The sequence below is a fragment of the Polynucleobacter sp. 15G-AUS-farblos genome (assembly GCF_018882445.1).
Taxonomy (GTDB): Bacteria; Pseudomonadota; Gammaproteobacteria; order Burkholderiales; family Burkholderiaceae; genus Polynucleobacter.
Genome location: NZ_JACVOM010000004.1, coordinates 285,625 through 311,931 on the forward strand (window position 1 = coordinate 285,625; position 26,307 = coordinate 311,931).

Genomic DNA, 26,307 nt, shown 5'->3' on the forward strand with positions numbered 1-26,307 from the left:
TTATTGAAATTTTGGCGGGCTTGTTGGCTGCGATTCATCCGCTTTGCCAGCCTTTTCTAAGCGTACTTTTTCTGCATTAGAAATAATGTCAAAGTAAGCGTAAACATCTTTTACACCATTCGTATTGCTCGCAATTTTTTTGGCAAGATCTGCTTCGCCCTGCGTCAAAATGCCCATCAAATATATGCTACTACCTTCTGCAACAATAGCCATCGAGTTAGATGGCAACTGTTCTGTAAAGATCATCTGCGTCTTGATCTTAGACTCCAAATAAGTGTCGTTGGCGCGCATGGTATAGGTGCTATTGGGTCCAATGATTAATTCATTAAATACTGATCGGACATTCTTCATGCCCTTTGCATATTTTTCTGCTTCGGCTTTAATGGCGGCATCCTTTACTTCGCCCGTCAACAACACTTTCTGATTGAATGAAGTGACATTAATGTGTGCGCTATCTCCGAAGGTTTTATCAAACGAACCACTTGCTTGAAGTTCAATGCCCTTATCAATTGCCTGCACACCCGGCGTGCGTCGATCAGCAAGCACTGTTGCCGAAGCTGCAACACCGCCCACCGCAATCACACCACAGGCAGAGAGTTGAGATACTGCAATGATGGCAACAAATAATTTACTCAGGGTTTGAATTTGCATGTAAACGCTTTCTAAAATTTAATCGAGCAGAAGATGGTCCACACCATCACATAATCCGTGGAGCAAAACTAAATGGGTCTCTTGTATGCGCGCAGTTCTTGTAGATGGCGCGCATAGATGAATATCATCCGCGTCTAACAAGCCAGCAATTTTTCCGCCGCCATTACCAGTCAGGGCAATAATTTTGATGCCCATTTTTTTAGCTGCTTCAATGGCCTTTACAACATTCTTTGAATTTCCAGATGTAGAAATCCCCAAAAGAATATCGCCCTTTTTACCCAGACCTCGCACTTGTTTGCTAAATACTTCGTCATAGCTGTAATCATTTCCAACTGCAGTCAGAATAGAGGTATCGGTTGTTAAAGCAATTGCCGCCAATTCTTGACGCTCTCTTTCAAAGCGACCAATTAGCTCTGCAGCAAAATGCTGTGCGTCTGCAGCTGAGCCGCCGTTACCACAAGCCATTATCTTGCCACCGGCGCGTAAACATTCCACCATCGCCACCACGCCATGTGCAACAGATTCTGGAAGCACCTTTTCAGCCTCTTGCTTAACCGCGATGCTGTCTAAAAAATGTTGGGATGCCCTGAGGCGCAACCGTTCAATCGTGTTTTTATCCATATCAATATTATGCGCCAAAGGCAGGGTAAGTATCGATGTTAGCGAGATCTGCAAAAAGCAACGTATCCTCTTACTTATTCAATATCCTTAGATACAAAAGACCCTTATGGACGCCGCAGCATTTGAATTTCTAAAGCAACAGGATTTGCCCCCTAGCGCCCTGTATATGGTTGCCACACCAATCGGCAATTTAGGGGACATTACTTTGCGTGCGTTGCATATTTTGAATGCTGTAGATGGCATTGCGTGCGAAGACACCCGTCATAGCGCAGCACTCTTACAGCAATTTGGTATTCATAAAAAATGTCTGGCGCTACATGAGCACAACGAGATCGCCGGCGCCCAAACAGTCATTCAACATTTAGCCAATCGCGAGCGTTGGGCCTATATTTCAGATGCGGGAACGCCAGGCGTATCAGACCCAGGGGCCAGACTCGTCAACGAAGTAGAAAAAGCGGGCTATCGAGTGATTCCAATACCCGGCGCAAGCGCTGTAGCAGCGGCCGTTTCTGCCTCGGGCTCAGCCATGTTGAGCTCGGAAGGGCGCTTTCAATTTCTAGGCTTCTGGCCAAACAAAATCAAAGAGCGAGATGCGCTCTTGCACGATATTCGTAGCAGCAAAAAAACCAGTATTTTTTTTGAATCTCCTCATCACATTCGTGAAACCTTATTATTTTTAGCGGCCCATTTGGAAGCTGATCGTAAAGTATTAGTCGGTCGTGAGCTCACCAAAAAATTTGAGCAAATTGTGGTGCTTGAGGCAGCTCAATTATCGCAATGGGTTGAAGCTGCTGAGAGCTTAAAAGGGGAGTTTGTGGTTTTGGTGGCAGGCCGCCAAGCCAGCATTGATGAGGCTCCGGACCATGCCGCTCTTTTAAAGTGGGCAAACGCCTTAAGCCCTTATTTGGGTAGCAAAGAAATCGCGGCCGTTCTTTCACAAGCCCTGGGCTTGCCTAAAAAAGAAGCCTATCAAGTTGCGCTCGATGCAAAAGACGCCAAGAACGCAAAATAAAAAAGCTGGGATAAAGCCAGCTTTTTGCAATCTATTCAAAAATTATTTTGTTGGTTCGGGCGCTTTATTTATTTAGTTGCTTGCCCACCTGCTTGAGGCTCGCTCGGGGCGCTAGCGTCCTTGAAGTTGAGCTGGCCCACAGGCTTGATTAATTGCTCAGTGGTCCCAGAAGAATCGCCACGTTTGCCGTTATTTACGAAAACCATCAACAACAATATAACGATCAGGGGCACGAAAAAGCTGGCAAACACCATGATGATGAGTTGTTTTGGGTTCTTAATTAGACTTCCGTGCTCGTTGCTCATAGGAATTTATCGTTTAGCAGGTTTAAGGGGTTTGCCGAGATTATAACTAGAGAGTAGGGGTATAGGCACTTACAATAGCGAGGTATCCGTTTTTAATACTGGCGCCCGTAGCTCAGTGGATAGAGTATTGGCCTCCGAAGCCAAGGGTCGCAGGTTCGATTCCTGCCGGGCGCGCCAAAACAGTGGGGTGTTTTGACCTATGTCATGCGAAAAATCATGAAAACCGCTATCATTTGCATCTAACTTATTGATTCTTATCGTGTCTACACATCTAAATTCAGCCCTTTCAGAGCCTTCTTTAACTAATCCACTGCCTCCTGAGGCGCCATTACCACACCGCAAGATCATTCGGGGCTGGTTAATTCCAATGGCACAAGGAGAAACTGGGCGTGCGATTGCATTGCTTGCAATCGATGCAGCTCTTTGGCTGGGCTGTATTGCTGGGACTATTTTTGTTGAAAATATTCTGCTCAAAATTCTCTTTGGATTAGTGGCTGGCTTTGTTACTGGCCGTATTTTCATTTTGGGGCACGATGCATGCCATCAAAGCTTCACACCAAATCGTGAACTCAACAAAGTGTTGGGTCGCATCGCATTTTTGCCCTCACTCACACCATACAGCTTATGGGATGTTGGTCATAACGTAGTCCATCACGGCCAAACAAATTTAAAGGGCTTTGATTTCGTTTGGGCACCCTTATCAAAATCAGAGTACGACGCGCTATCCCCGGGACGTAAGGCTCTAGAGCGCCTTTACCGAAGCGGCTGGGGCCCCGTCTTCTACTACCTCCTTGAGATTTGGTGGAGACGTGAGTATTTTCCAAACGCTAAAAATAAGCCGGGTGATCGTCCAATTTTCTTAAAAGACAACTTACTCGTTACTGCGTTTGCAATTGTTTGGATTGCTTGCTTAATTGCCGGTGCTATTGCGACCGGCCAATCTATTTGGGTTGGCTTGCTTGCTGGATTTGCCTTGCCCTTCCTGTTTTGGAACGGCATGATTGGGTTTGTTGTCTATGTTCACCATACCCACCCTAATGTGTCTTGGTATGACAAAAAGTCAGAGTGGTTACGTGCTCAGCCTTTTGTATCCACAACTGTCCATCTGACCTTTAACTGGATTTGGGGCTCATTAATGCACAACATCATGGAGCACACTGCCCATCATGTGGATATGAGTGTGCCCCTTTATCGCCTCCAAGAAGCCCAGACAACCCTGGAAACCATCCTTCCAGAGCGTATTTTTGTGCAAAAGTTCTCTTGGGCCTGGTATTTCGATACAGCCCGCAAATGCAAGCTTTATGACTTTGAGAACAAGGCTTGGCTTGATTTTGATGGTAATAAGACCGCGGAATCGGTCCGGGTTGTGCTGAGCCCAGCCCCAGTGGGACAAAACGGGTAAAATAGACTTCTGTATAAAGATTTGCCTTACCCGGATTGCCCATGACTACCTCTACTCCAGCAGCTACCCAAGACACTTCCCAGAGCCTTAAATTTTGCTCTTCTTGCAGTCGCGAAAAACGACTAGAGGGTGGCACATGGATTCCGACGAGCAATCGCAAACAACGCTGGATTTGCGCAAGCTGTTTATACAACCGCACACACCGTACTGGCTCTGCAAAAACCTAAACCATCGGTTTTGCTGCTTTAAATCTTCAGCGCATTTTTTACGCGCCATCTCCAACATAAGGATTCGATTTGCGTTCTGCTCCGAACGTAGACATAGGTCCATGTCCTGGCACAAACTGCACATCATCACCTAGCGGCAATAATTTTGTCTTAATGGCATGAATCAAATCCGCATGATTGCCACGAGGAAAATCTGTTCTCCCAATTGATCCGGCAAACAATACATCGCCAACAATTGCTAGGCGATCTGCTTTATCAAAAAACACTACATGTCCTGGAGTATGGCCAGGACAATGAAAAACTTCGAGATCTATATTTCCAACTTGAACATGGTCACCATCGTTTAACCAGCGATTAGGTTCAAAAACTTTGGCCTCTCCAAACCCAAACCGTACAGTCTGTTCTGGCAATTGATCAATCCAAAACCGCTCGTCTATTTGCGGACCCTCTATGGGCACGCCCAATTGATCTGCCAAGTCTTTAGCGGCGGCGCAATGGTCTAGATGCCCATGTGTCAGCAAGATCTTTTTCACATTACCACCCATTTGCTCAATACCAGCCAGTATCTTATCGATATCGCCACCAGGATCAATCACAGCAGCATCACCCGTTTCCTGACATACCAAAATAGAACAATTTTGTTCATAGGGAGTAACGGGAACAATTCCTAATTTAATGGGCATACGTAATAAGCGAATAAAAGAATGATTTGTCGGAACTGATTTGTGAGACTGAGCATAAAATGTTTTTAAAGGATAAAACAATGAAGAGCCAAGATACATTTAAATTTGCAGAAACTCATGAATGGGCCGATATCGAGGAAGATGGCTTGGTTTGGGTTGGTATAAGTCATCATGCCCAGGAGGCGTTGGGTGATGTGATGTTTTTTAAGGCCCCCACAATTGGCCAGTATGTAAAACAGGGCGAAGCCATTGCCGTTATTGAATCCGTTAAGGCGGCAAGCGATATCCATGCGCCTGTAAGCGGAGAAATTGTTGCCTTAAATGAAGAAGTTGATACTGCACCTGAATTGGTAAATGAAAAACCCTATGCAGTTTGGTTATTCAAAATCAAACCGAGTTCTGATGACAGCCTTACATCTGAACTGAATCAACTCTTAAGCTTAGAAAAATACACCTCAGGACCTGGTGCATAAGCATTAGATTGAAATTGGGTCCCGCTCAATCAACCAACGAATATTCTCGCCCTTACTAATGCGGCCTTGAGATTGGCCTCGCAAATCTTGGTCAATTGCTTCTAAGATTTCCTGTAACTGCTTGCGGTCTCCAGACTCTAGCAATAACTGTGCACGCTCTGTTCCTGCTACTCGCATCAACGCTTTGGGCACGGGATCATAGGCCTTAAGCCCATGAGCTATAAGGCCTTTGGCCTTTAGGCGCCCCTTTAGAGAGCTCAAAAATTGAATTGCTTTATCAAGACTTTTTGCTTCAGCATGAATCAAGCCCTGATAAGAAAACGGCGGAAGCTTAGCCTCTTCTCTTTCATTAGCGGTATACGACAAAAAGCCATCTACATCATGACGAAGCAAATACTGGAATACAGGCGCCTCAGGATATTGAGTTTCTATAAACATATCACCCCCAGCCTGTCCCTCGACACCCGACCTACCCGCGCGACCTGCAACCTGCACCAATTGCGCAAATAATCTTTCTGCAGCTCGAAAATCTTGTGAGAATAATCTGCTGTCAGCATCCAATGCCGCCACCAAACCAATATTTTGATAATCATGCCCTTTTGCGATCATCTGTGTGCCAACAACGAGATCCACATTACCGGAGTGAATTTCCTGAAACAGCTCTTCTGCGCCTTTACTTTTTTTACTTGAGTCTGTATCAACTCTTAAGACACGGGCATTGGGCCATATCTCCTCGATAGAGTCCTCCACCTTTTGGGTTCCTTGCCCTAAGCCTTTGAGGTCAGCATTTCCGCAATCTGGGCAATGCTCTGGAATCGGCTTTACTAAACCACAATGATGACAATTGAGAACTGCTTTTCGATTTAAAGCGCCTGCTTTATGCATCACCATATACGAACTACACTGCTGACACTTTGATAGCCAAGAACACGCATTACAACTGAGTACCGGAGCATATCCTCTCCGATTAATCAATACGAGACTCTGTTTTTTACTATCTAAATTTTTACTGATCGCGCGTACTAATGTTTTTGTAATGGGACTTTTGCTCATCGGCTTATCAACATCACCGGGACTAAATTGATTTTGTGGATCTCTTGTATTAATCAAATGCACCTTGGGTAGGCCCGCCCCCTGGGCTCGTTGATCAAGACGGATATATTGATAACGTCCAGCCTTCGCAGCCATCCAAGTTTCGAGTGAGGGGGTTGCAGATGAAAGCAGAATTGGCGCCTTTACATCATGTGCGCGCCAGATTGCTAAATCTCTAGCGGAATACCTTATGCCGTCTTGTTGTTTATAGGAAGGGTCATGCTCTTCATCAACCACAATGGCTTTTAAATTTGGCATCGGTGTTAAAGCAGCCAACCTCGTACCCAAGATAATTTGTGCCTTGCCTGTCATTGCCTCATACCAAGCAACGCCTCTTTGGTTTTCGGGGATTGCACTATGGAGCACTGACATATTCTTATTTGGGAAATAGGCTCGCACTCTGCGCTCTAATTGTGGTGTCAGATTAATTTCAGGAACCAAAATTAATACTTGTGCTTCTTCATCTTCAAGAATTGAGCTAAGCCAACTTAGAAATACGGCAGTCTTTCCGCTTCCTGTTTGTCCTTGCAAAAGGATTGCTCTAAATTTTTTTTCAGCTGCGGTATTACGCAAAGATACAAGTGCTGATTGTTGCTCATTGTTTAACCGCGATTCCACAATCAAGCCTTCGCTTTTTATTTCGCGGTCTTTTTTGTCTTTTTTCTTTTCTGCCGCAAGGAGCTTCTTAGGAATCTTTTCCCAATTTGCAGATTTTTTCCACATCTGTGGAATGGTAGGAATGATGGTTTCCCCAAGAACATGAATGTAGTACTGGCTTGCAAAATTCATCAGCCTAAGCACGGCTGAGTCTAAAGGGGGCAGTGGGGCTAAGGCTGAAACACCTTTTAATTTCTGGATATCAAAATCAGAGTGAGCGCTTACTTTGATTACTACACCAATGAGAGTAGACCGGCCGAATGGGACCTCAACTATCTGTCCTATGACAGGCTCTACACCCAGTTTTTGGGCATCCCATAGGTAGTCAAATCCCTGAGCCAAGGGCTTATCAACAACTACTTGGACCACCGTTGGTGAGGGCATTTTCTACTTCAGTTTTCTATTTTTGCTTGTGGATAAGTCTGTGGATATCATCAAATAATTCTGATTTATAGACTAATTTACCAGCTATCCATTTTTGCACTCTTTTCGAGCTTTTTATAAAAAATATATATAAATCAATAAGTTAAAGATTATTTCGAAAGTTATTGATCATATTCCCTGCCAATCTCACTGAATTTTGATTTCAGCCGCTAACTGTGCATAACTTTTTATACAAGGACAGGTTTAAGTTAGCAAATACTCAGCGCTACTTCTTGGATCTAAGCGCCTTTGAGCGATTTATAACTGTTTCAGCCAAAACAGAAACGCTTTCTGGCGGGGTAAATTGGGAAATCCCGTGGCCCAAATTGAATACATGGCCATCTAAAGAATGTAGGCCTGGTTTTAGGGCTGGAGCGCCTGCTAAATCCTCAAGCAGGAGATTTGCCTGCTCAGCAATTTGCTTGGGCTCAGAAAACAGAATAAGGGGGTCTAAATTGCCTTGTAAGGCCAGTGGCTTACCAAGATCTAGGAGCTGCTTACGAGCACGGCTCAATGGCACAGTCCAATCGAGCGCCAGGACATCTGCACCAGCACCAGCCATATCGTTTAACCAAATTCCACCACCCTTAGTAAACATAATTACAGGGATTTTTTGGCCTTCGTGTTCGCGGGGTAGCTGTGCAATGACTTTTTGCATAGCCGCTAATGACATGCGCTGATACCAGCCATCTGGCAAGAGCCCGCCCCAGGTATCAAAAATCATGAGTGCTTGTGCGCCAGCCTTGACTTGTCCAATCAGGTAATTTGCAACCGATTGGACATTAATTTCCAGAATGTGTTCGAGCAGGTCTGGGCGATTAAACATCATGGTCTTTGCATGACGGAAATCATCGGAGCCAGAGCCATCAATCATGTAACAAGCTAAAGTCCATGGGCTGCCAGAGAACCCAATTAAGGGCACGCGCTGCTTTCCATCCTGCACAAGTGCTTTACGAATTTCTGACACGGCATCAAATACATATTTGAGCTGGTCCATATCTGCAACACGTAATTTCTTAACGGCCTCTTCATCCCGTAGTGGATGATCAAAGCTAGGGCCTTCGCCCGCAGCAAATTTCAAACCTAAACCCATAGCATCAGGAATGGTCAAAATATCGGAGAACAAGATTGCCGCATCTAGTGGATAGCGGTCTAAAGGCTGAAGCGTTACTTCTGTGGCATACGCAGGATTTTTAGCCAGTCCTAGAAAGCTACCAGCTCTGGCGCGCGTAGCGTTGTATTCAGGGAGATATCGACCGGCTTGACGCATGAGCCAAAGCGGAGTTTGATCAACCGCTTCGCCCAGGCAGGCCTTTAAAAACCGATCATTTAACAGCAAGAGGATCGCCGCTCTTTATTTTTTACGACGGAAGCGAGCAATAGCAGCCAACTGCGCCGCTGCCATCGCAAACTCAGATTGGGCCAGAGCCAAGTCGAAGTCAGTGCCACGATTTTGCATCGCTTCTTCTGCGCGTTTTTTGGCTTCAATTGCTTTAGCTTCATCCAAATCATGGCCACGAATAGCAGTATCTGCTAAGACAGTAACGCGATCTGGTTGAACCTCTAAATAGCCACCTGCTACGAAAACAAACTCTTCGTCACCGTCCGCTTTTTCAATGCGAACTGATCCTGGACGAATACGTGTAATCAAAGGAGTGTGGCCACGCAAGATGCCGAGCTCACCACTTTCACCTGGAAGCGCAACAAACTTAGCTTCCCCACTGAAAATAGACTGCTCAGCACTTACTACATCGACGCGTATGGTTGACATAATTTCCCTAGATGAGTTCGATTAAAGCTTCTTAGCTTTCTCGATGGCTTCATCAATTGAACCCACCATGTAGAACGCTTGCTCAGGCAAGTGATCCAACTCACCGCTACAAATCATCTTGAAGCCGCGGATAGTTTCTTTCAATGGAACGTATTTACCTGGTGAACCAGTAAATACCTCAGCAACGTGGAAAGGCTGTGACAAGAAACGTTGGATCTTACGAGCACGTGATACTGCCAATTTGTCTTCTGGAGACAATTCGTCCATACCCAAAATCGCAATAATGTCGCGCAACTCTTTGTAACGCTGCAATGTCATCTGTACTTCACGAGCTACGTCGTAGTGTTCTTGACCTACCACTTGTGGGTCAAGCTGACGGCTGGTTGAGTCCAGCGGATCAACTGCTGGGTAGATACCTAATGCAGCGATGTCACGTGACAACACAACGGTAGAGTCTAAGTGCAAGAAGGTTGTAGCTGGTGACGGATCGGTCAAGTCATCCGCAGGAACGTAAACGGCCTGAATAGAGGTAACAGAACCAGTCTTAGTAGAGGTAATACGTTCTTGCAATTTACCCATCTCTTCAGCCAATGTCGGCTGATAACCCACGGCAGAAGGCATACGACCGAGCAACGCAGATACTTCAGTACCGGCCAATGTGTAACGATAGATGTTGTCAACGAAGAACAAAATATCACGGCCTTCGTCACGGAATGCTTCCGCCATTGTCAAACCGGTCAACGCAACGCGCAAACGGTTACCAGGAGGCTCGTTCATTTGACCAAACACCATAGCCACTTTATCAACAACGTTTGATTCTTTCATCTCGTGGTAGAAGTCATTACCTTCACGAGTACGCTCACCAACACCAGCAAACACTGACAAACCTGAGTGTTGCTTAGCGATGTTGTTAATCAATTCCATCATGTTCACGGTCTTACCAACACCCGCACCACCGAACAAGCCGACCTTACCGCCCTTAGCAAATGGGCAAACTAAGTCAATAACCTTAATACCGGTTTCGAGCAGGTCAACAGAAGGTGACAGTTCATCAAACTTCGGTGCTGGCTGGTGAATAGCGCGACGCTCTTCAGTAGCAATCGGACCTGCGTCATCAATTGGGCGACCTAAAACGTCCATGATGCGCCCCAATGTTGCTGGGCCAACAGGTACAGAAATTGGTGCGCCAGTCGATTTCACTTCCATGCCACGACGCAAGCCATCGCTCGCACCCATGGCAATAGCGCGAACTACGCCGTCACCGATTTGTTGCTGAACCTCAAAGGTCAACCCTTTTTCAGCAAATGATTTTTCGCCGCTCTCAACCAATGTCAATGCATCATAAATGTTTGGCATTTTGTCGCGTGGGAACTGAATATCCACCACTGGACCGATACACTGCACAATATTTCCGTTACTCATCGCATTTCTCCGCTTTTAATTCCTGAATTCTTTCGTATTCCTAAACGCCGGCCGCTTAAACTGCAGCCGCTCCGCCAACAATTTCTGACAACTCTTTAGTAATTGCAGCCTGTCGTGTCTTGTTGTATTCCAATTGCAATTCGCCAATGACGTTCTTTGCATTATCTGAAGCGGCCTTCATAGAGACCATACGTGCAGATTGCTCAGAGGCCATATTTTCGGCAACAGCCTGATAAATCATTGCTTCAACATAACGCTTTAACAAGCCATTCAAAATCGACTCGGCGTCAGGCTCGTATATGTAATCCCAAGAATTTCCTGTTTGCTCTTCCGGTGTCAATGCTTCCGACTCTAAAGGCAAGAGTTTTTCTAAAACAGGCTCTTGTTTCATCGCATTTACAAAGCGGGTGAATGCCAAATAAACAGCATCAATCTCGCCACGCTCAAATGCTTCTAGCTGAGCAGTAATTGCGCCAATCAAAACGTCCAAATGCGGCGTATCACCAATTTGAATCGTTTGAGAAATTAACTTTGCTTTTGAGCGATTCAAAAACTGCAGGCCTTTTGAACCAATTGCGGTGTACGCAATCTCAATATTATTTTCTTGCAAATCGCGCACTTGGTTAGCAATCAAACGCAAGACGTTGGTATTTAAACCACCGCACAAGCCCTTGTCTGTCGTAACCAAAATCGTGCCAACCTTCTTCACCTCCCGAGTTGCCATGTAGGCAGGGCGGAACTCAGGATTTGCTTTAGAAAGATTGGCAACAATCTCACGAATTTTTTCAGCGTATGGGCGCGCATTACGCATGCGCTCCTGGGCGCGACGCATCTTGGATGCGGCGACCATTTCCATTGCCTTCGTGATCTTGCGCGTGTTTTGCACGCTCTTGATCTTTGATCGTATCTCTTTTGTGCTTGCCATGATTTATGCGAACCCTCTTAGAAAGAGGCTGAGCGCTTGTAATCCTCAATTGCAGCACGCAAAGCAGCTTCGTCATCTTTGCTCAGATCTTTGGTTTCTTCAATACGGCCAACTAAGTCAGCGTATTTAGATTTCAAATGATCTTGCAAGCCTTTTTCAAATGCCAATACATGCTTCACCTCAAGGTCATCGAAGTAGCCATTATTCATTGCATAAAGTGAGGCAGCCATTTCCCAAACCTGCAAAGGCTTGTACTGTGCTTGCTTACATAACTCTGTAACACGCTTACCGCGCTCAAGTTGCTTACGGGTTGCATCATCAAGGTCAGATGCAAACTGCGCAAACGCTGCTAATTCACGATACTGCGCCAAGTCGGTACGAATACCGCCGGACAATTTCTTAATCACTTTAGTCTGGGCTGCACCACCAACGCGGGATACAGAAATACCAGCGTTAATCGCAGGACGTACACCAGCGTTAAATAAGTCAGTTTCTAAGAAGATCTGGCCGTCAGTAATCGAAATTACGTTGGTTGGAACGAATGCAGAAACGTCACCAGCTTGAGTTTCAATAATTGGCAATGCTGTCAAAGAACCAGTTTTGCCTTTTACTGCGCCGTTAGTGAACTTCTCAACATACTCGGCATTTACACGAGCAGCGCGCTCGAGCAAGCGTGAGTGGAGGTAGAACACGTCGCCAGGATAAGCTTCGCGGCCTGGAGGGCGGCGGAGCAACAAGGAGATTTGACGATAGGCAACTGCTTGCTTGGTCAAGTCATCGTAAACAATCAAAGCGTCTTCGCCGCGGTCACGGAAGTATTCACCCATGGTGCAACCTGCGTAAGCAGAGAGGTACTGCATCGCTGCAGACTCAGAAGCACTCGCCGCAACAACTACGGTGTACTCCATCGCGCCCAATTCTGTGAGCTTGCGAACAACGTTAGCAATAGTAGAAGCTTTTTGACCGATCGCCACGTAAACGCAATAAACGCCTTTACCTTTTTGGTTAATGATCGCGTCAACCGCAACGGCTGTCTTACCAGTTTGGCGGTCGCCAATGATCAACTCACGCTGACCACGACCAATTGGAACCATCGCATCAATCGCCTTCAAACCAGTTTGTACTGGCTGGCTAACAGATTGTCGTGCGATCACGCCAGGAGCAACTTTTTCAATAAAGTCAGTTAACTTGGTGTTGATTGGGCCTTTGCCATCAATCGGTTGACCGAGCGCGTTTACAACGCGACCGAGCAACTCTGGGCCAACTGGCACTTCCAAAATGCGGCCAGTACATTTCACTGGGTCGCCTTCTTTAATGTGGGTGTATTCACCCAACACTACGGCACCAACAGAATCACGCTCAAGGTTTAACGCGAGGCCGATAGTGTTGTTTGGAAACTCCAACATTTCGCCCTGCATAACGCCTGACAAGCCATGTACGCGGCAAATACCGTCGGTCACTGAAATAACAGTGCCTTCGTTGCGAACTTGGGAGTCAACGCCCAATTCGCTAATTCGGCTTTTGATCAGCTCGCTGATCTCGGAAGGGTTGAGTTGCATTACTTACTCCTGGGTCTTATTTCGTATGTTCTTAATAGGGATCACTTATGCGCCAAGACTTGCTTGCATTTGAGCTAACTGGGCCTTAACTGAACTATCCATTACTTCGTCGCCAACCTGAATGCGAACTCCGCCAATCAATGTTGGATCAACTTGAATAGTTGGGCGCAATTCTTTACCCCCAAAGCGCTTCTTCAAACTTGACAACAAATCATTTAACGCAGAACCCTCTAAAGGGAATGCGCTGGTAATGTTTACTTCTGCTGCGCCTTCGCTCTTGTTCTTCATTGCTTCAAATTGCTGTGCAATTTCTGGAACGGCTGCCAAGCGGTGGTTTTGATTTACAAGATTCAAAAAGCTAGCAACTTTTGGATCTAGCTTGGTCTTGACCATGCCAGAAAGCAGTTTGCTTAAATCATCAGCGGAAACTTTTGGATTGTTGGATAAGGCAGCAACCTCTGGCAAAGCAGCAAGCTGAGCCAATTCATTTAACTGCTCCAAGCATCCAGCAAGCTCTGCTGGCTTTGCGCTTTGAAAAAGCGCTTCAGCATAAGGACGTGCAATAGTGGCTAATTCAGCCATATCAAAGTTCTGCCTTTAGTTGGTCAAGTAACTGGCCGTGCGCTTTTGCATCAACTTCACGACGCAAAATTTGCTCAGCGCCTTTAACAGCAAGCAGAGCAACTTCGGCACGCAATACTTCACGTGCGCGAGTAACTTGTTGAGCTGCGTCTTGCTGCGCTTGAGAAATGATTCGAGCAGCTTCAGCTTGTGCGTTAGCGCGAATTTCATCGGCAGACATTTGTGCACGTTTTTCAGCTTCAGCAACACGTTGCACACCTTCTTGGCGTGCTTTATTTAATTCTTGCTCTGCTTCATTGCTGGCCAGTGCAAGCGCTTCTTTACCGCGCTCGGCAGCAGCTAAACCATCAGCAATTTTGCTTGAACGCTCATCTAATGCCTTAACAAGCGGTGGCCACACAAAACGTGCAACTACCCACCATAAGACAAAGAAGACGATCATTTGCGCGAATAGGGTCGCGTTCAGATTCACGATATTCCTTTCAGTATTGTTGAGAACTATTGGATGACCTGTTGGTCATCCACGCCAAAACAATTACTTAATAACTGCGAGCAGTGGGTTTGCGAAAGCAAACAACATTGCAACACCAACACCGATCAAGAACGCAGCGTCGATCAAACCAGCCAAGAGGAACATTTTGGTTTGGAGTGGTTCCATCAATTCAGGTTGACGTGCACATGCTTCGATGTATTTACCACCCATCAATGCAATACCTAAACAAGCACCGATCGCGCCGAGGCCGATGATGATGCCGATTGCAATAGCTGTGAATCCTTGAATGTTTGCGAGAAATGCTTGCATGTTACTGACTCCTGAAGTTAAAAGAGGTAGGTTAAAAATAAAATCTTAGTGATGGCTATGCGCTTGCCCGATATAGACCAAAGTCAACATCATAAAAATAAAGGCTTGCAACAAAATAACCAAAATGTGGAAGATGGCCCAAGCTGATCCAGCAATAACATGGCCCACCAATCCGAACAGGGATAAATCTAAATTAAAGGTCCATACGCTACCAAGCAAAGCGATTAACAAGAAGACCAATTCGCCAGCGTACATATTGCCGAAAAGTCGCATTCCCAAAGAAACGCCTTTCGCCAAATATTCAATAATGTTCAAAGCAAGGTTGAATGGCGCCAAATACCATTTCGCACCGAATGGGGCAGAAACAAGTTCATGCAAGAAGCCGCCGAAACCTTTTACTTTGAAGCTGTAAAAGAACACCAAGAGCAAAACAGACATGGACATGCCCATCGTTGCATTCAGGTCAGTCGTTGGAACAACCTTGTGGTGCGGAACGTGAACACCAAAACTTTCAATGAACTGGTTTACGCCCAATACCCAATCTACTGGTATCAAGTCGAGGGTATTCAGAAGAATGATCCAAAAAAATACAAACAAGGCAAGCGGGGCAATGTAGGTGCGATCGCCATGAACAATGCTCTTAGATTGTGTCTCTGCCATTTCTACAATCATTTCAACGAAACACTGGAAGCGGCCTGGCACACCTGGAGTTGCACGACGTGCTGCGATTAACAAAATAAATACAGCGAGCAAGCCCATAGCGGATGCCCAAAAAATAGTATCTAAATTAATAATGCTGAAATCAATAATGGATGTCTGTGGCCCACCACTATTGTTGAGATTTTGTAAATGCTCTGAAATGTACGCTGTTGGCGTCATCGGCTCGGCTGCCCCGTGGGCTTGGTTTACTTCGCTAGACATCTCTTAACTAGTCCTTTGTTTCAATCACAATTTTTACTTCTTAGGCCACAACCACGCCAGCCAAACGCACTTCAAGGCAAGCAGGTAAGTCACCAATAAAGGGACCCAAAGCACGCCGGGGATGAGGAAAGCAATCCCAATAAACAGCATTATTGTCACGACAATTTTTATAAATTCGCCGGAAACTAATGCTGCCAAAAAACTTCCTGGATTCAATCTTTGCGATTTTTTTGCCATTTCCAGTCTTGTTAGAAACAAAACCGAAGGCAAGACGCTGATTAAACCACCTAAAAAGGCCGACTGAGTATAAACGCTTACACCTGCCGGCTCCCCAAAAACTGACCAAATCACCATGCTGACTACTGTTACCAGCACTTGGGCCAATATTATTTTCCAAGGGGACAGAGCGGGGTATCTTTTTGCATTGCTTTGCTGCAGTGCAACCATTTCCGCTTTGGTTAGAACCCGATATGTCTCTTCTTTAGGTTCATCCCAATCATCCACCTCGGAAAATTGATTTTTTTGAGGAATCAATTTAGCCACGAAAGTTTAATGTGTGCAGTGCAATATGTCAAAGGATTTGGGGACATTTTTTGAGTATTTTTCAAGATTCAACACCCAGCTTTTTTAACAAGGAATCTAGCTCATCAAATTGGCTAAACCCGATCCGGATCTCGCCACCCTTGCCTTTAAGCTTAAATTGGACGCTTAAACCGATTAAATCTGCCATTTCTTGAGCCAAACGACGTGTATCGGCATCTTGAACTACCGCCCCTCCAGGCTTGGCAAGCTTGGCTTTTTTGTCGCCAATCTGCCCACCAGCGATTGCTAAGGCGGTAGACATTCTTTCCGCCTCACGAACGGACAGCCCCTGTGCAGCAATTCTTTGTGCCAAAGCAACTTGACTTGAGCCCGGCAAAGGCAGGAGCGCGCGAGCATGGCCCATATCAATATCCCCAGCCAGCAGCATTGCCTGGACTGGCTTTGCCAGCTGTGCAAGGCGTAATAAATTGGTGATTGCGCTTCGTGACTTGCCAACCGCCTTGGCCGCCTGCTCATGAGTAAAACCAAACTCTTCGATCAGCCTTGCCAACCCCTGAGACTCTTCTAGAGGGTTTAAGTCCTCACGCTGCATATTTTCGACCAAGGCCATTGCGGCGGCGGCCTGATCATCAGCGCTAGATACTAAAACCGGAACTTCTTTTAGTCCCGCAATTGTTGCTGCGCGAAAGCGACGCTCTCCCGCAATAATTTCGTACTTACCAGCAGACACCAGTCTTACAAGTAAAGGTTGCATCACACCTTGTTCGCGAATACTTTCTGCCAATTCTTGTAAAGCACCGGCTTCCATTTTTTGACGCGGCTGATACTTGCCTGCCTGCAATGCTGACAGAGGCAAACGGTTTATTTCCGTTGAGGCATTTTCATTCTGGGTCTTTTCACCTAACAGCGCCTCTAAGCCTCTGCCCAAACCTTTTTTCTTAATTGCAACCATGAACTTTTACTTTCCTAAAAATTACATTTGCTGAATGCGTTCAATCATTTCTGCGCCGAACTCTAAATACGCCTTGGCCCCCCGAGATGATTTATCAAAGGCAACCCCGGGAAGCCCATAAGAAGGGGCTTCAGCCAAGCGTACATTGCGAGGGATGATGGTCTTAAATACCTTGTCGCCAAAATGCTCCAGCAACTGATCTGAGACTTGTTGTTGCAAAGTCATACGCGCATCGAACATCACGCGCAATAAACCAATGATGACTAAATCAGGATTTAAATTTGCATGCACTTGTTTAATTGTGTTGACTAAATCTGATAAGCCTTCCAACGCAAAATACTCACATTGCATTGGAACAATCACACCATTGGCTGCACATAATCCATTCAAGGTTAATAAAGACAATGCAGGAGGGCAATCAATCAAAATAAAGTCGTAATCATTTGCCACCTGTGAGAGCGCATCTTTTAATCGAGATTCACGTGCATCAATATCAACCAATTCAATTTCTGCTCCGGCCAAATCCCGGTTGGCAGGCAAGACATCGTAAGCAGAACTTTCGCAGCGTTGTGCACATTCCTTTACCGTGGCAAGTCCAATTAATACTTGGTATATGCTTGCACTTAAGTCTGCCTTCTCGATGCCAGAGCCCATCGTCGCATTACCCTGCGGATCTAAGTCAACAAGCAGTACCCGCTGCTTAAGCCCCGCCAAGCCGGCCGCCAAATTGACGGCGGTAGTGGTTTTGCCTACGCCACCTTTTTGATTTGCAATACAGAATATTTTTGCCATAGCTGCTTTGTTATTTTGCTAAAAATTGAGGGGGAGATTTTCTCATGGGGCTCAACACCAAAAGTCGGCGTTCAACTGATAAATTGGGGATAAACAGGGCCTCATCGGCCAATAAGCGCCAATCATCCTTACAAACCTCTGCCATTTCTTCATCAGCACGCTTGGCTTTCATGGCAAACACCAGTCCATCAGGTTTTAACAGGGGCAGTGAAAGCTCTAAGAAACGCGCAAGGTTTGTAAAGGCACGAGAAATAACGGCATCAAATTGCCCCTGTTGTTGCAGTGCAACATTCTCAACTCGCTCACTTAAGACTTCAATGTTTTTCAACTTCAATTTGCCACGCACATGCTGCAGAAAAGCAGTCTTTTTTCTGATGGCCTCTATCAAGGTGAGGCGCCACTCTGCCTGAATAATAGCGATCGGAATGGCAGGCAGGCCGCCGCCAGACCCTAAGTCAGCAATGCGAGGGGTGGGGCTTTTTAAAAACCGCCTTAAAACTGGTAAAACTGCAATAGAATCAATGAGATGCAGCCTTACTGAGTCCGCCTCATCTTCTATCGCCGTCAAATTATGTACCTGGTTCCAGCGGCCCATCTCTTGCAAAAATAGCTCTAAATCAGCAATATTCGCTTCGCTTAAATTTAAACCTAAGCCCTCAATCCCAAGCGCAAGCAAGTCATCGGTCATGCCGCCTCTTGGGGGCGGCCCAACCCTTTTTTAAGATGCACTAATAACAAGGAAAGCGCTGCCGGAGTAACCCCAGAAATTCTGCTGGCCTGGCCCAAAGTTGCCGGTTTATGTAAGTTGAGCTTCTGCTGAACTTCTTTTGAAAGACCCAAGACTTGGGTGTAATCCAAGCTCTCTGGAAGGGGGTAGGTTTCGTTATGCTCTTGACGGGCAATTTCTACAGCCTGGCGGTCAATATACCCCTGGTATTTAACTGAGATTTCAACTTGATCACTGATTTGAGCAGCAAGCCCAAGATCATCATCTAAAACACCGGGCGCCCAAAGGCCATTGCCCAGAGCAATAATTGACTCATAAGTAACGCCAGGGCGCCTCAGAAGCTCTGCCAAACTACACTCATGAGACAGGTCTTGGCCTAACAATTCTGAAACAAGGGGGGCGGCCTCATGCCTTGGGCCAACCCAGATATCTTGCAAACGAGATGTTTCACGTGAAACAGCCTCTTGTTTTCTGCAAAATACTTCCCAGCGAACATCATCAACCAAGCCCAAATCACGCCCAATGGCAGTTAATCGCAAATCTGCGTTATCTTCGCGCAAGCTTAAGCGGTATTCCGCTCGGCTTGTAAACATCCGATAGGGCTCTTGCACCCCTCGGGTAATCAAATCATCGACCAAAACCCCTATATAGGACTCACTACGCTTAGGTAGCCATGGCGCTTTCCCTTGGGCAGCCAAGCCAGCATTAATGCCAGCAAGCATGCCTTGGGCGGCAGCCTCCTCATACCCGGTGGTGCCATTGATCTGGCCAGCAAAATACAGGCCACCGATTGCTCTGGTTTCAAGGCTATGGCGAAGCTGACGGGGATCAAAAAAGTCGTACTCAATTGCATAGCCAGGCCGAACAATGACTGCGGACTCTAGCCCTCGGATGCTGCGCACCAAATCCCACTGCACATCAAAAGGCAAGCTAGTAGAAATGCCGTTGGGATAAAACTCATTTGTAGTGAGCCCCTCGGGCTCCAAAAAGATCTGATGGCTATTGCGGGAAGCAAAGCGATGTATTTTGTCCTCAATGGAAGGGCAGTAGCGTGGGCCAACCCCTTCAATTACACCGGTATACATGGGTGAACGATCTAAACCACCCCGAATAATGTCATGGGTCCTCTCATTAGTGTGGGATATCCAGCAAGGAACCTGCCGTGGATGCTGCTCTGGCCGGCCCAAATATGAAAAGACCGGAACAGGATCTAAGTCGCCAGGCTGCTCTAGCATCACCGAAAAATCAATGGTCCGACCATCAATACGTGGCGGCGTTCCTGTTTTTAGCCTACCCTGAGGAAGTTTTAGCTCCTTTAAGCGGGCCGATAAAGACACTGAGGAGGGGTCGCCAGCGCGACCGCCCGCATAGTTATTTAAGCCTACGTGAATTTTTCCGTCCAGAAAGGTCCCGGCGGTCAAAACGACTTTTTTAGCCAAAAACTCCAAGCCCATTTGTGTAACAACCCCCTGGACTTCGTCACCCCTAACCAAAAGGTCGTCCACTGCCGCCTGAAATAGAGTGAGGTTTTCTTGATTTTCTAAACGACGTCGAATGGCTGCTTTATATAGAATGCGGTCGCCCTGTGCCCGGGTCGCCCTAACGGCCGGTCCTTTGCTCGAATTGAGTATCCGAAACTGAATTCCAGCCTCATCGGTTGCCGCAGCCATGGCGCCGCCCATGGCATCAATTTCTTTAACTAGGTGGCCCTTGCCAATACCCCCAATAGAAGGATTGCAGCTCATTGCCCCCAAGCTTTCAATACTATGGGTAATTAACAGCGTATCGCATCCCATGCGTGCTGATGCAAGGGCGGCCTCAGTCCCAGCGTGACCGCCACCCACAACAATGACATCGAAGTTTTTTGAATACCGCATGATTTGCCTCAGATAGGGCGATGATCATAGCATTTTGTTTGTTTCACGTGAAACAAAAACGATACAAAATAAAACCTTGGTATTGGCCTTATCTATAACTTATTGATTTAATTGAGAAAATAAGCATTCCAAGCTGACTTCATAATCAGCACAGACACAATTACAAGGAAGGCTTTTCTTACAAAAGCGCTTCCATGCTTAATAGCTAGTCGACTACCGAATTGGCTACCAAATATATTGGCAACCATCATGGCAAGGCCAAGTGGCCAATTAATTTGACCCAAGCTTGCCAACATAAGAATTGCTGCAAAGTTCGTTGCCACATTTACTAGCTTGGTTGCTGCGGATGCATGCAAAAAGTCGAAACCAAAAAACCGCACAAACCCAAACAGCAAAAAGCTGCCTGTACCAGGGCCAAAAAATCCATCGTAAAAGCCAATGGTGAGGCCCAGTATCACCCCTTTAATTTGTTGGTAACGGCTAACACCTTTGGGGGCGTGTGTTTCACCAAGCGATGGCTGAAACCAGGTATACAGAACAAGAAACAGTAAAACAAACGGCAAAGCCTTGCGCAGTGGCTCTGCTGGGAAATTACTTACGGCATTGGCACCTAAAAGCGAACCAATAAAACCCGCAACAATTGCAGGACCAACAACCGCCCAGGGAAGCGATACGTGACGCAAATATCTTCGGGCAGCATTGATAGTGCCACCAACAGCCGAAACCTTGTTGGTCGCAAGGAGCGTTGCCGGAGGCGCGTCAGGATAGGCGGCAAATAAAGCGGGAACCTGAATCAGGCCACCACCGCCAGCTACTGCATCCACAAGGCCTGCGAAAAAGGCCATCGCTAAAAGCAATGGCCAGATATAAATTGAAAATTCGATGAGAGTCTCTTTTAATTAAATGGGTGTGGCGCAATTAAAAATTTGCGCCACACTAAAACCGAATAATAAAAGGAAAAAACAAAAGGCTAGTTTTTGTTTTTGAAGTGGGCAGCGATTTCTCCAACGACGCCACGACGGAAGGCTAAAACACAAATTACAAAAATAAATCCTGTTGCAATGGTGCTCCATGATCCGATGTTGGCCAAGTAATTTTGTAATCCAACAACGATGCCGGCACCGACTACGGGTCCTAAAATAGTTCCCATGCCACCAAGTAGAGTCATCAAGACCACTTCGCCTGACATATGCCAATGAACATCAGTCAATGTGGCCAGCTGGAAAACTAAAGACTTCATTGATCCAGCCAAGCCAGAGAGTGCGGCTGAAAGTACAAACGAAATAAGTTTGAAGCGATCAACGTCGTAACCAAGAGAAATAGCGCGCGGCTCATTTTCACGAATGGCTTTTAGCACCTGGCCAAACGGGGAATGAACTGCGCGCATGATGACCGCAAAACCAAACAAAAAGACAACCAATACAAAATAATACATTGCAACGTCATTTTTAAGGTCGATGAAGCCAAACAAATTTCCTCGTGGAACGCCTTGTATACCATCCTCACCGCCGGTAAAAGGCATCTGCACGGCCAAAAAATATACCATTTGCGAAAGCGCCAAAGTCACCATCGCAAAGTAAATACCTTGTCGACGAATAGCCAAAGAACCGATTAAGAATCCCAATATCCCGGAACCAAACACACCCAGGATGATTCCAAGCTCGGGAGAAAGGCCGGCTTCTTTGCAAAAGTAAGCAGTAATGTAGGCGGAGGTTCCAAAGAATGCAGCATGTCCAAAAGACAGGAGCCCTGTGAAGCCAAGCAATAAATTAAATGCGCATGCAAAGAGGGCAAAACACAAAACCTTCATTGCAAAAACTAAATAGATGAAGTCTTGGAAAGGCAACAACAATGCGATGAGAACCAAGATGCCATAAAGTAATTTTGTTTTGGAGTTCATGATTATTTCTCTCGCCCAAACAGCCCGGCAGGACGAATCAACAAAACAATTGCCATAATCACAAAAATTACAACGCCAGATGCTTCTGGGTAAAACACTTTTGTTAAACCCTCGATAAGGCCCAGGCCGAGACCAGTCAAAATGGCGCCCATAATTGAACCCATACCACCAATCACCACTACGGCAAAAACAACAATGATGAGATTCGAGCCCATCAGTGGATTAACCTGGAAAATAGGGGCGGCTAACACGCCTGCAAAACCTGCAAGACCTACGCCGTAGGCATAAGCCAAAGAAATCATCAAGGGAACATTAATACCAAAGGCTTGTAACAATTTTGGGTTTTCAGTTCCAGCGCGCAAATAAGCACCCAACTTAGTTCTTTCAATCACATACCAAGTGGAGAAGCAGACAACTAAGGAGATGGCAACTACCCACACGCGATACTTCGGCAAAATGATGCCGATTGCCTCTAAAGAAATAGCACCCTGCAAAGCCTCTGGTGCTGAATAGCTCTCGCCAGAAATTCCGTACCAATGACGGAACATGCCTTCAATAATTAAAGCCAAACCAAAGGTCAACAACAAACCATACAAGTGGTCCAAGTGATACAGCCGGCGCAACATCGTGCGCTCCAAGATCAATCCAAATCCAGCCATCACTAGGGGCACAACAATTAAAGCAAACCAATAGTTAATGGATAGTTCGGGTAAGCCAAACCATTGGCTAATTTGAGTTAAGCCTATCCACGCAATAAAAGCGCCCATGGTGTACTGAGCACCATGCGCAAAATTAATGATGTTAAGAAGGCCAAAGATAATGGCCAATCCCAAACTCAATATGGCATAAAACGAGCCATTAATAAGCCCCACCAAGAGCTGGGCTACCAGCGCTTGAGGGGTAATTCCAAGAAGTTCAAACATGCTTAATAGAGATCAATTACTTGTTAGTAACCAGCTTGCATCGTGACAATGAAAGTGGTTGAGTTGCTTCAGCAGCAGGAATCACTGCCTTTATGTTGTAGTAATCCCATGGGCTTGTAGACTCAGAAGGTTTTTTCACTTCAAGCAAATACATATCGTGCTCAAACTTACCGTCTGCACGAATCTTGCCTTTGAAGAGACCGTCATCAATGTTTGTAGACTTCAACGCTTTCATCACTGCCTGAGTATCATCAGTGCCAGCCTTTTGTACGGCATTTAAGTAAGCCAGAACGGATGAGTAAACGCCTGCCTGAACGCTAGATGGCATGCGCTTGTGTTGCAAGATAAAGCGTTTTGCAAAAGCACGAGTCTTGTCATCCTTGTCCCAGTAGAAGCCTTCTGTAAGGTACATGCCTTGAGCTGCATTCAAACCCAAAGAGTGAACATCAGTAATAAACATCAACAAAGGAACAACGGTTTGTTTTTTGTTAATACCGAACTCGGAAGCTTGCTTAACACTGTTAATAGTGTCTTGTCCGGCATTTGCCAAGGCAACCACATCCGCTCCACTAGCTTGCGCCTTCAAGAGATAGGATGAAAAATCGCTATTTGGAAATGGGTGCTTGCTTGTTCCTAATACTTTACCGCCGTTAGCTGTAAGAACATTGGTGGCGTCTTTCTCTAAAGCAGCGCCGAAGGCGTAGTCCGCAGTAAGGAAGTACCAATTCTTTTTACCCTGCTTTACAACCGCTTTAGCTGTACCGTTCGAGAGCGCATAGGTGTCATACGTCCAATGAACGTTGTTGGCTGTACATTTTTCATTGGTGATCGGCAAAGAAGCTGCGCCAGAAACCAAAGTAATCTTGTTCTTTTGCTCAGCCACTTCCATAACGGCAAGGGCTACGTTGGTTGAGACTAATTCCACAATGACATCAACACCATCTTTGTCATACCATTCGCGTGCTTTATTTGCAGCAATATCGGCCTTGTTTTGGTGATCAGCACTAACTAGCTCGATCTTCTTTCCGATAACTGTGCCATCTTTGGAAAAGTCGGCGATCGCCATCTTTGCTGCAATTACCGCACCAGGTCCAGCCAAGTCAGAGTAGATTGAAGAAAGGTCAGTTAAAACACCAATCTTAATAACATCGCCACTTACTTTGGGCGCACTTTGTGCAAACACTGGGTTTGAACCAAACATGGTCGCCGCAACCAGACAAGCGGTTATTTGCTTTAACTTCATTCCTATCTCCTATAGAAAACTACTAAACACCAAGATACTCATTTAATAAAGCCGCCTTTTGAGCAAGCTCGTTTTGATTCACAACTTCAACTACATTTCCGTGCTCAACAACATAATGACGATCCGCAAGCGGAGCGGCAAAATGAAAGTTTTGTTCAACCAACACAATTGTGAAGCCTTTATTGCGAAGACTAGTGACCACTTCGCCTAGTTTTTGGACAATGACTGGCGCCAAGCCCTCGGTAATCTCATCAAGCAATAGAAGTTTTGCACCCGTCCTTAAGATGCGCGCCATTGCAAGCATTTGTTGCTCGCCCCCAGACAGTCGTGTGCCAGGGCTATTGCGCCTTTCATACAAATTCGGAAACATCTCATATATTTCATCTAAGCCCATGCCGCCTGGAGCTATCTCTGGCAAAAGCAGCAAGTTCTCTTCGGCGCTTAAGCTAGCAAAGATGCCTCGCTCTTCTGGGCAAAAACCCACGCCAAGCCTAGCTATTTTGTAGGTAGGCATCTCAATCGTCTCTGTGCCGTAGACCTGAACCGAACCAGTTCTTTTGCTAGTCAAACCTAAAATCGTTTTTAGGATGGTGCTACGTCCGGCGCCATTTCTTCCTAATAAGGTGACAACCTCGCCATCACGAACAGCAAAATTAACGCCATGGAGAATGTGAGACTCGCCATACCAAGACTCTAAATTTTTTACCTCTAAGGCCATATTGCTCATAGAGTGTCATTCCCTTGACTACCCATATAGGCCTCAACAACCAGCGGGTTGTTGGAAACCTCATGGTAAGAGCCTTCCGCCAAAACGGATCCTCTTTGTAAAACGGTAATGCGATCGGCAATAGATGCGACCACCTTCATATTGTGCTCAACCATGAGAATAGTGCGTCCCTTGGCAACCCGGTCAATTAACTCGGTTACCCGCTCTACATCCTCGTGCCCCATCCCTTGAGTGGGCTCATCCAACAACATTAACTCGGGCTCCATTGCCAAGGTTGTCGCAATTTCAAGCGCCCTTTTACGGCCATATGCCAAGTTAAGCGTTTCTTCATTTGCAAAGCCCTCGAGCCCTACCTCATGCAAGAGCTCCATTGCGCGCTCATTCAGAACATTTAAGGAATTGCCTGACTTCCAGAAATGGAACTCCGTGCCTAATCCTCGCTGCAGTGCAACACGAACATTTTCTATCACCGTCAGGTGTGGGAAAACAGCTGAAATCTGAAAGGATCTGATAATGCCTCGTCTAGCAATTTGAGCCGGAGCCTCACCAGTAATGTCTATGCCGTTAAAAAGAATCTGACCCGTGGTGGGCACTAAAAACTTTGTTAGTAAATTAAAACAGGTTGTTTTTCCCGCCCCATTGGGACCAATGAGAGCGTGGATAGTTCCCCGGGTGACATCTAGATTCACATCGGTTACCGCGGAAAACCCTTTAAAAGATTTCCCTAGGTCAATGGTTTTTAATATTGTTTCTTGCAATCTCATACCCTCTACCCCCAATCGGGGCAAGACATTGAGAATACCCCAAGATAGGCTCGCTATCTATAGCAATAACCCTAAATGCAAGGGGCCGAACTCACTAAGTTGTTTGCTTGGTTTTAATAAATTGTTTGATGGCGCTTCGTGCCACCTCATCCAATACATCAAGCGGCACTCGTTGGGCGCCTTGAACAATCATGAGTGCATATGGCTTGGCAAGCGCAGATGCCTCTAGACACAAGCGCAGCTCCTCCCCTTCGGCTGGAGACTGACTGCGCCAATAATTAATGGCAGCTTCAAGTTCTTGAATGGTGACGTACAGCATGCTGAATCAAGT

The 26,307-nt window shown here is 46.1% G+C and carries 30 protein-coding genes and 1 tRNA gene; 5 read left to right on the top strand and 26 right to left on the bottom strand.

Annotation, left to right across the window (positions count from 1 at the left end):
- Positions 1–651, bottom strand: coding sequence for a BON domain-containing protein (locus tag ICN41_RS08475; protein ID WP_216292475.1), 651 nt, complete (start codon positions 649–651; stop codon positions 1–3).
- A gap of 18 nt (positions 652–669) precedes the next feature.
- A complete protein-coding gene (locus ICN41_RS08480) occupies positions 670–1,272 on the bottom strand; it encodes a phosphoheptose isomerase (RefSeq protein WP_216292476.1) in 603 nt (200 codons plus the stop codon).
- 106 nt (positions 1,273–1,378) lie between these two features.
- Here ICN41_RS08480 and rsmI point away from each other — a divergent pair, with 106 nt between their 5' ends.
- A complete protein-coding gene (rsmI, locus tag ICN41_RS08485) occupies positions 1,379–2,284 on the top strand; it encodes a 16S rRNA (cytidine(1402)-2'-O)-methyltransferase (RefSeq protein ID WP_216292477.1) in 906 nt (301 codons plus the stop codon).
- A gap of 68 nt (positions 2,285–2,352) precedes the next feature.
- Here rsmI and ICN41_RS08490 read toward each other — a convergent pair whose 3' ends face one another.
- Positions 2,353–2,589, bottom strand: coding sequence for a hypothetical protein (locus ICN41_RS08490; RefSeq protein WP_255537944.1), 237 nt, complete (start codon positions 2,587–2,589; stop codon positions 2,353–2,355).
- Between the two features lie 101 nt (positions 2,590–2,690).
- On the opposite strand from ICN41_RS08490, the gene ICN41_RS08495 reads away from it, so the two are divergent.
- From ICN41_RS08495 to ICN41_RS08505, 3 genes are all read left to right on the top strand, one after another.
- Positions 2,691–2,766, top strand: a tRNA-Arg gene (locus tag ICN41_RS08495).
- 190 nt (positions 2,767–2,956) lie between these two features.
- Positions 2,957–3,991, top strand: a complete 1,035-nt coding sequence (locus ICN41_RS08500) for a fatty acid desaturase (RefSeq protein WP_216292544.1) — start codon at positions 2,957–2,959, stop codon at positions 3,989–3,991.
- A gap of 41 nt (positions 3,992–4,032) precedes the next feature.
- Entirely contained in the window at positions 4,033–4,218 is a 186-nt protein-coding gene (locus tag ICN41_RS08505) for a hypothetical protein (protein WP_129560400.1), read from the top strand.
- Positions 4,219–4,256: 38 nt separating this feature from the next.
- Here ICN41_RS08505 and ICN41_RS08510 read toward each other — a convergent pair whose 3' ends face one another.
- Positions 4,257–4,901 carry an MBL fold metallo-hydrolase gene (locus tag ICN41_RS08510; RefSeq protein WP_216862318.1) on the bottom strand — a complete coding sequence of 215 codons (645 nt, stop codon included), beginning with the start codon at positions 4,899–4,901 and terminating at the stop codon, positions 4,257–4,259.
- A gap of 80 nt (positions 4,902–4,981) precedes the next feature.
- Between ICN41_RS08510 and gcvH the strand changes: the two genes are divergently transcribed.
- Positions 4,982–5,374 carry a glycine cleavage system protein GcvH gene (gene gcvH / locus ICN41_RS08515; protein ID WP_255537945.1) on the top strand — a complete coding sequence of 131 codons (393 nt, stop codon included), beginning with the start codon at positions 4,982–4,984 and terminating at the stop codon, positions 5,372–5,374.
- A 3-nt stretch (positions 5,375–5,377) separates the two neighbouring features.
- On the opposite strand, the gene priA is transcribed toward gcvH, so the two are convergent.
- The 22 genes from priA to ICN41_RS08625 all read right to left on the bottom strand — a co-directional run bounded on the left by priA (position 5,378) and on the right by ICN41_RS08625 (position 26,295).
- Positions 5,378–7,507: a primosomal protein N' gene (gene priA / locus ICN41_RS08520; RefSeq protein ID WP_216292479.1), complete on the bottom strand. Its 2,130-nt coding sequence runs from the start codon at positions 7,505–7,507 to the stop codon at positions 5,378–5,380.
- A 265-nt stretch (positions 7,508–7,772) separates the two neighbouring features.
- Positions 7,773–8,891: a uroporphyrinogen decarboxylase gene (gene hemE, locus ICN41_RS08525; RefSeq protein WP_370629121.1), complete on the bottom strand. Its 1,119-nt coding sequence runs from the start codon at positions 8,889–8,891 to the stop codon at positions 7,773–7,775.
- 9 nt (positions 8,892–8,900) lie between these two features.
- Positions 8,901–9,317 (bottom strand): F0F1 ATP synthase subunit epsilon, encoded by a 417-nt coding sequence (locus ICN41_RS08530; RefSeq protein WP_215321259.1) that lies wholly within the window; start codon positions 9,315–9,317, stop codon positions 8,901–8,903.
- Between the two features lie 21 nt (positions 9,318–9,338).
- Positions 9,339–10,739 (bottom strand): F0F1 ATP synthase subunit beta, encoded by a 1,401-nt coding sequence (atpD, locus tag ICN41_RS08535; protein ID WP_216202015.1) that lies wholly within the window; start codon positions 10,737–10,739, stop codon positions 9,339–9,341.
- A gap of 55 nt (positions 10,740–10,794) precedes the next feature.
- A complete protein-coding gene (gene atpG / locus ICN41_RS08540) occupies positions 10,795–11,664 on the bottom strand; it encodes a F0F1 ATP synthase subunit gamma (protein ID WP_216292481.1) in 870 nt (289 codons plus the stop codon).
- A gap of 17 nt (positions 11,665–11,681) precedes the next feature.
- The gene (gene atpA, locus ICN41_RS08545; protein WP_216292482.1) at positions 11,682–13,223 is read right to left on the bottom strand and encodes a F0F1 ATP synthase subunit alpha; all 1,542 of its coding nucleotides are present in this window, start codon (positions 13,221–13,223) and stop codon (positions 11,682–11,684) included.
- 45 nt (positions 13,224–13,268) lie between these two features.
- The gene (locus ICN41_RS08550; protein WP_216292483.1) at positions 13,269–13,805 is read right to left on the bottom strand and encodes a F0F1 ATP synthase subunit delta; all 537 of its coding nucleotides are present in this window, start codon (positions 13,803–13,805) and stop codon (positions 13,269–13,271) included.
- A gap of 1 nt (position 13,806) precedes the next feature.
- Positions 13,807–14,277: a F0F1 ATP synthase subunit B gene (locus tag ICN41_RS08555; RefSeq protein ID WP_216292484.1), complete on the bottom strand. Its 471-nt coding sequence runs from the start codon at positions 14,275–14,277 to the stop codon at positions 13,807–13,809.
- Positions 14,278–14,340: 63 nt separating this feature from the next.
- Positions 14,341–14,607 (bottom strand): F0F1 ATP synthase subunit C, encoded by a 267-nt coding sequence (gene atpE / locus ICN41_RS08560; RefSeq protein ID WP_216292485.1) that lies wholly within the window; start codon positions 14,605–14,607, stop codon positions 14,341–14,343.
- Positions 14,608–14,652: 45 nt separating this feature from the next.
- Complete coding sequence (gene atpB / locus ICN41_RS08565; RefSeq protein WP_216292486.1) at positions 14,653–15,528, bottom strand: F0F1 ATP synthase subunit A; 876 nt, start codon at positions 15,526–15,528, stop codon at positions 14,653–14,655.
- A 33-nt stretch (positions 15,529–15,561) separates the two neighbouring features.
- Positions 15,562–16,071 carry an ATP synthase subunit I gene (locus tag ICN41_RS08570; protein ID WP_370629117.1) on the bottom strand — a complete coding sequence of 170 codons (510 nt, stop codon included), beginning with the start codon at positions 16,069–16,071 and terminating at the stop codon, positions 15,562–15,564.
- Positions 16,072–16,132: 61 nt separating this feature from the next.
- Complete coding sequence (locus ICN41_RS08575; RefSeq protein WP_216292487.1) at positions 16,133–17,023, bottom strand: ParB/RepB/Spo0J family partition protein; 891 nt, start codon at positions 17,021–17,023, stop codon at positions 16,133–16,135.
- Between the two features lie 21 nt (positions 17,024–17,044).
- The gene (locus tag ICN41_RS08580) at positions 17,045–17,815 is read right to left on the bottom strand and encodes a ParA family protein (RefSeq protein WP_216292488.1); all 771 of its coding nucleotides are present in this window, start codon (positions 17,813–17,815) and stop codon (positions 17,045–17,047) included.
- Between the two features lie 10 nt (positions 17,816–17,825).
- Complete coding sequence (gene rsmG / locus ICN41_RS08585) at positions 17,826–18,503, bottom strand: 16S rRNA (guanine(527)-N(7))-methyltransferase RsmG (RefSeq protein WP_216292489.1); 678 nt, start codon at positions 18,501–18,503, stop codon at positions 17,826–17,828.
- Positions 18,500–20,419 carry a tRNA uridine-5-carboxymethylaminomethyl(34) synthesis enzyme MnmG gene (gene mnmG, locus ICN41_RS08590; protein WP_216292490.1) on the bottom strand — a complete coding sequence of 640 codons (1,920 nt, stop codon included), beginning with the start codon at positions 20,417–20,419 and terminating at the stop codon, positions 18,500–18,502. The genes rsmG and mnmG overlap by 4 nt, the downstream gene beginning before the upstream one ends.
- A gap of 107 nt (positions 20,420–20,526) precedes the next feature.
- A complete protein-coding gene (locus tag ICN41_RS08595; protein ID WP_216292491.1) occupies positions 20,527–21,264 on the bottom strand; it encodes a TSUP family transporter in 738 nt (245 codons plus the stop codon).
- Between the two features lie 125 nt (positions 21,265–21,389).
- Entirely contained in the window at positions 21,390–22,319 is a 930-nt protein-coding gene (locus ICN41_RS08600) for a branched-chain amino acid ABC transporter permease (RefSeq protein ID WP_216292492.1), read from the bottom strand.
- A 2-nt stretch (positions 22,320–22,321) separates the two neighbouring features.
- Positions 22,322–23,242: a branched-chain amino acid ABC transporter permease gene (locus ICN41_RS08605; RefSeq protein ID WP_216292493.1), complete on the bottom strand. Its 921-nt coding sequence runs from the start codon at positions 23,240–23,242 to the stop codon at positions 22,322–22,324.
- Positions 23,243–23,258: 16 nt separating this feature from the next.
- Positions 23,259–24,485 (bottom strand): ABC transporter substrate-binding protein, encoded by a 1,227-nt coding sequence (locus ICN41_RS08610; RefSeq protein WP_216292494.1) that lies wholly within the window; start codon positions 24,483–24,485, stop codon positions 23,259–23,261.
- 22 nt (positions 24,486–24,507) lie between these two features.
- Entirely contained in the window at positions 24,508–25,212 is a 705-nt protein-coding gene (locus ICN41_RS08615; protein WP_216292495.1) for an ABC transporter ATP-binding protein, read from the bottom strand.
- A complete protein-coding gene (locus ICN41_RS08620; protein ID WP_216292496.1) occupies positions 25,209–25,976 on the bottom strand; it encodes an ABC transporter ATP-binding protein in 768 nt (255 codons plus the stop codon). The genes ICN41_RS08615 and ICN41_RS08620 overlap by 4 nt, the downstream gene beginning before the upstream one ends.
- 94 nt (positions 25,977–26,070) lie before the next feature.
- Positions 26,071–26,295 carry a DUF3717 domain-containing protein gene (locus ICN41_RS08625; RefSeq protein ID WP_216292497.1) on the bottom strand — a complete coding sequence of 75 codons (225 nt, stop codon included), beginning with the start codon at positions 26,293–26,295 and terminating at the stop codon, positions 26,071–26,073.
- Positions 26,296–26,307: the final 12 nt, after the last annotated feature.

Excerpts from the sequence above, each read along its gene's own strand:
- ICN41_RS08475 (WP_216292475.1), bottom strand. The coding sequence starts at position 651 with ATGCAAATTCAAACCCTGAGTAAATTATTTGTTGCCATCATTGCAGTA.
- ICN41_RS08480 (WP_216292476.1), bottom strand. The coding sequence starts at position 1,272 with ATGGATAAAAACACGATTGAACGGTTGCGCCTCAGGGCATCCCAACAT.
- rsmI (WP_216292477.1), top strand. The coding sequence starts at position 1,379 with ATGGACGCCGCAGCATTTGAATTTCTAAAGCAACAGGATTTGCCCCCT.
- ICN41_RS08490 (WP_255537944.1), bottom strand. The coding sequence starts at position 2,589 with ATGAGCAACGAGCACGGAAGTCTAATTAAGAACCCAAAACAACTCATC.
- ICN41_RS08500 (WP_216292544.1), top strand. The coding sequence starts at position 2,957 with ATGGCACAAGGAGAAACTGGGCGTGCGATTGCATTGCTTGCAATCGAT.
- ICN41_RS08505 (WP_129560400.1), top strand. The coding sequence starts at position 4,033 with ATGACTACCTCTACTCCAGCAGCTACCCAAGACACTTCCCAGAGCCTT.
- ICN41_RS08510 (WP_216862318.1), bottom strand. The coding sequence starts at position 4,901 with ATGCCCATTAAATTAGGAATTGTTCCCGTTACTCCCTATGAACAAAAT.
- gcvH (WP_255537945.1), top strand. The coding sequence starts at position 4,982 with ATGAAGAGCCAAGATACATTTAAATTTGCAGAAACTCATGAATGGGCC.
- priA (WP_216292479.1), bottom strand. The coding sequence starts at position 7,507 with ATGCCCTCACCAACGGTGGTCCAAGTAGTTGTTGATAAGCCCTTGGCT.
- ICN41_RS08530 (WP_215321259.1), bottom strand. The coding sequence starts at position 9,317 with ATGTCAACCATACGCGTCGATGTAGTAAGTGCTGAGCAGTCTATTTTC.
- atpD (WP_216202015.1), bottom strand. The coding sequence starts at position 10,739 with ATGAGTAACGGAAATATTGTGCAGTGTATCGGTCCAGTGGTGGATATT.
- atpG (WP_216292481.1), bottom strand. The coding sequence starts at position 11,664 with ATGGCAAGCACAAAAGAGATACGATCAAAGATCAAGAGCGTGCAAAAC.
- atpA (WP_216292482.1), bottom strand. The coding sequence starts at position 13,223 with ATGCAACTCAACCCTTCCGAGATCAGCGAGCTGATCAAAAGCCGAATT.
- ICN41_RS08550 (WP_216292483.1), bottom strand. The coding sequence starts at position 13,805 with ATGGCTGAATTAGCCACTATTGCACGTCCTTATGCTGAAGCGCTTTTT.
- atpE (WP_216292485.1), bottom strand. The coding sequence starts at position 14,607 with ATGCAAGCATTTCTCGCAAACATTCAAGGATTCACAGCTATTGCAATC.
- atpB (WP_216292486.1), bottom strand. The coding sequence starts at position 15,528 with ATGTCTAGCGAAGTAAACCAAGCCCACGGGGCAGCCGAGCCGATGACG.
- ICN41_RS08575 (WP_216292487.1), bottom strand. The coding sequence starts at position 17,023 with ATGGTTGCAATTAAGAAAAAAGGTTTGGGCAGAGGCTTAGAGGCGCTG.
- ICN41_RS08580 (WP_216292488.1), bottom strand. The coding sequence starts at position 17,815 with ATGGCAAAAATATTCTGTATTGCAAATCAAAAAGGTGGCGTAGGCAAA.
- rsmG (WP_216292489.1), bottom strand. The coding sequence starts at position 18,503 with ATGACCGATGACTTGCTTGCGCTTGGGATTGAGGGCTTAGGTTTAAAT.
- mnmG (WP_216292490.1), bottom strand. The coding sequence starts at position 20,419 with ATGCGGTATTCAAAAAACTTCGATGTCATTGTTGTGGGTGGCGGTCAC.
- ICN41_RS08595 (WP_216292491.1), bottom strand. The coding sequence starts at position 21,264 with ATGGCCTTTTTCGCAGGCCTTGTGGATGCAGTAGCTGGCGGTGGTGGC.
- ICN41_RS08600 (WP_216292492.1), bottom strand. The coding sequence starts at position 22,319 with ATGAACTCCAAAACAAAATTACTTTATGGCATCTTGGTTCTCATCGCA.
- ICN41_RS08605 (WP_216292493.1), bottom strand. The coding sequence starts at position 23,242 with ATGTTTGAACTTCTTGGAATTACCCCTCAAGCGCTGGTAGCCCAGCTC.
- ICN41_RS08610 (WP_216292494.1), bottom strand. The coding sequence starts at position 24,485 with ATGAAGTTAAAGCAAATAACCGCTTGTCTGGTTGCGGCGACCATGTTT.
- ICN41_RS08615 (WP_216292495.1), bottom strand. The coding sequence starts at position 25,212 with ATGAGCAATATGGCCTTAGAGGTAAAAAATTTAGAGTCTTGGTATGGC.
- ICN41_RS08620 (WP_216292496.1), bottom strand. The coding sequence starts at position 25,976 with ATGAGATTGCAAGAAACAATATTAAAAACCATTGACCTAGGGAAATCT.
- ICN41_RS08625 (WP_216292497.1), bottom strand. The coding sequence starts at position 26,295 with ATGCTGTACGTCACCATTCAAGAACTTGAAGCTGCCATTAATTATTGG.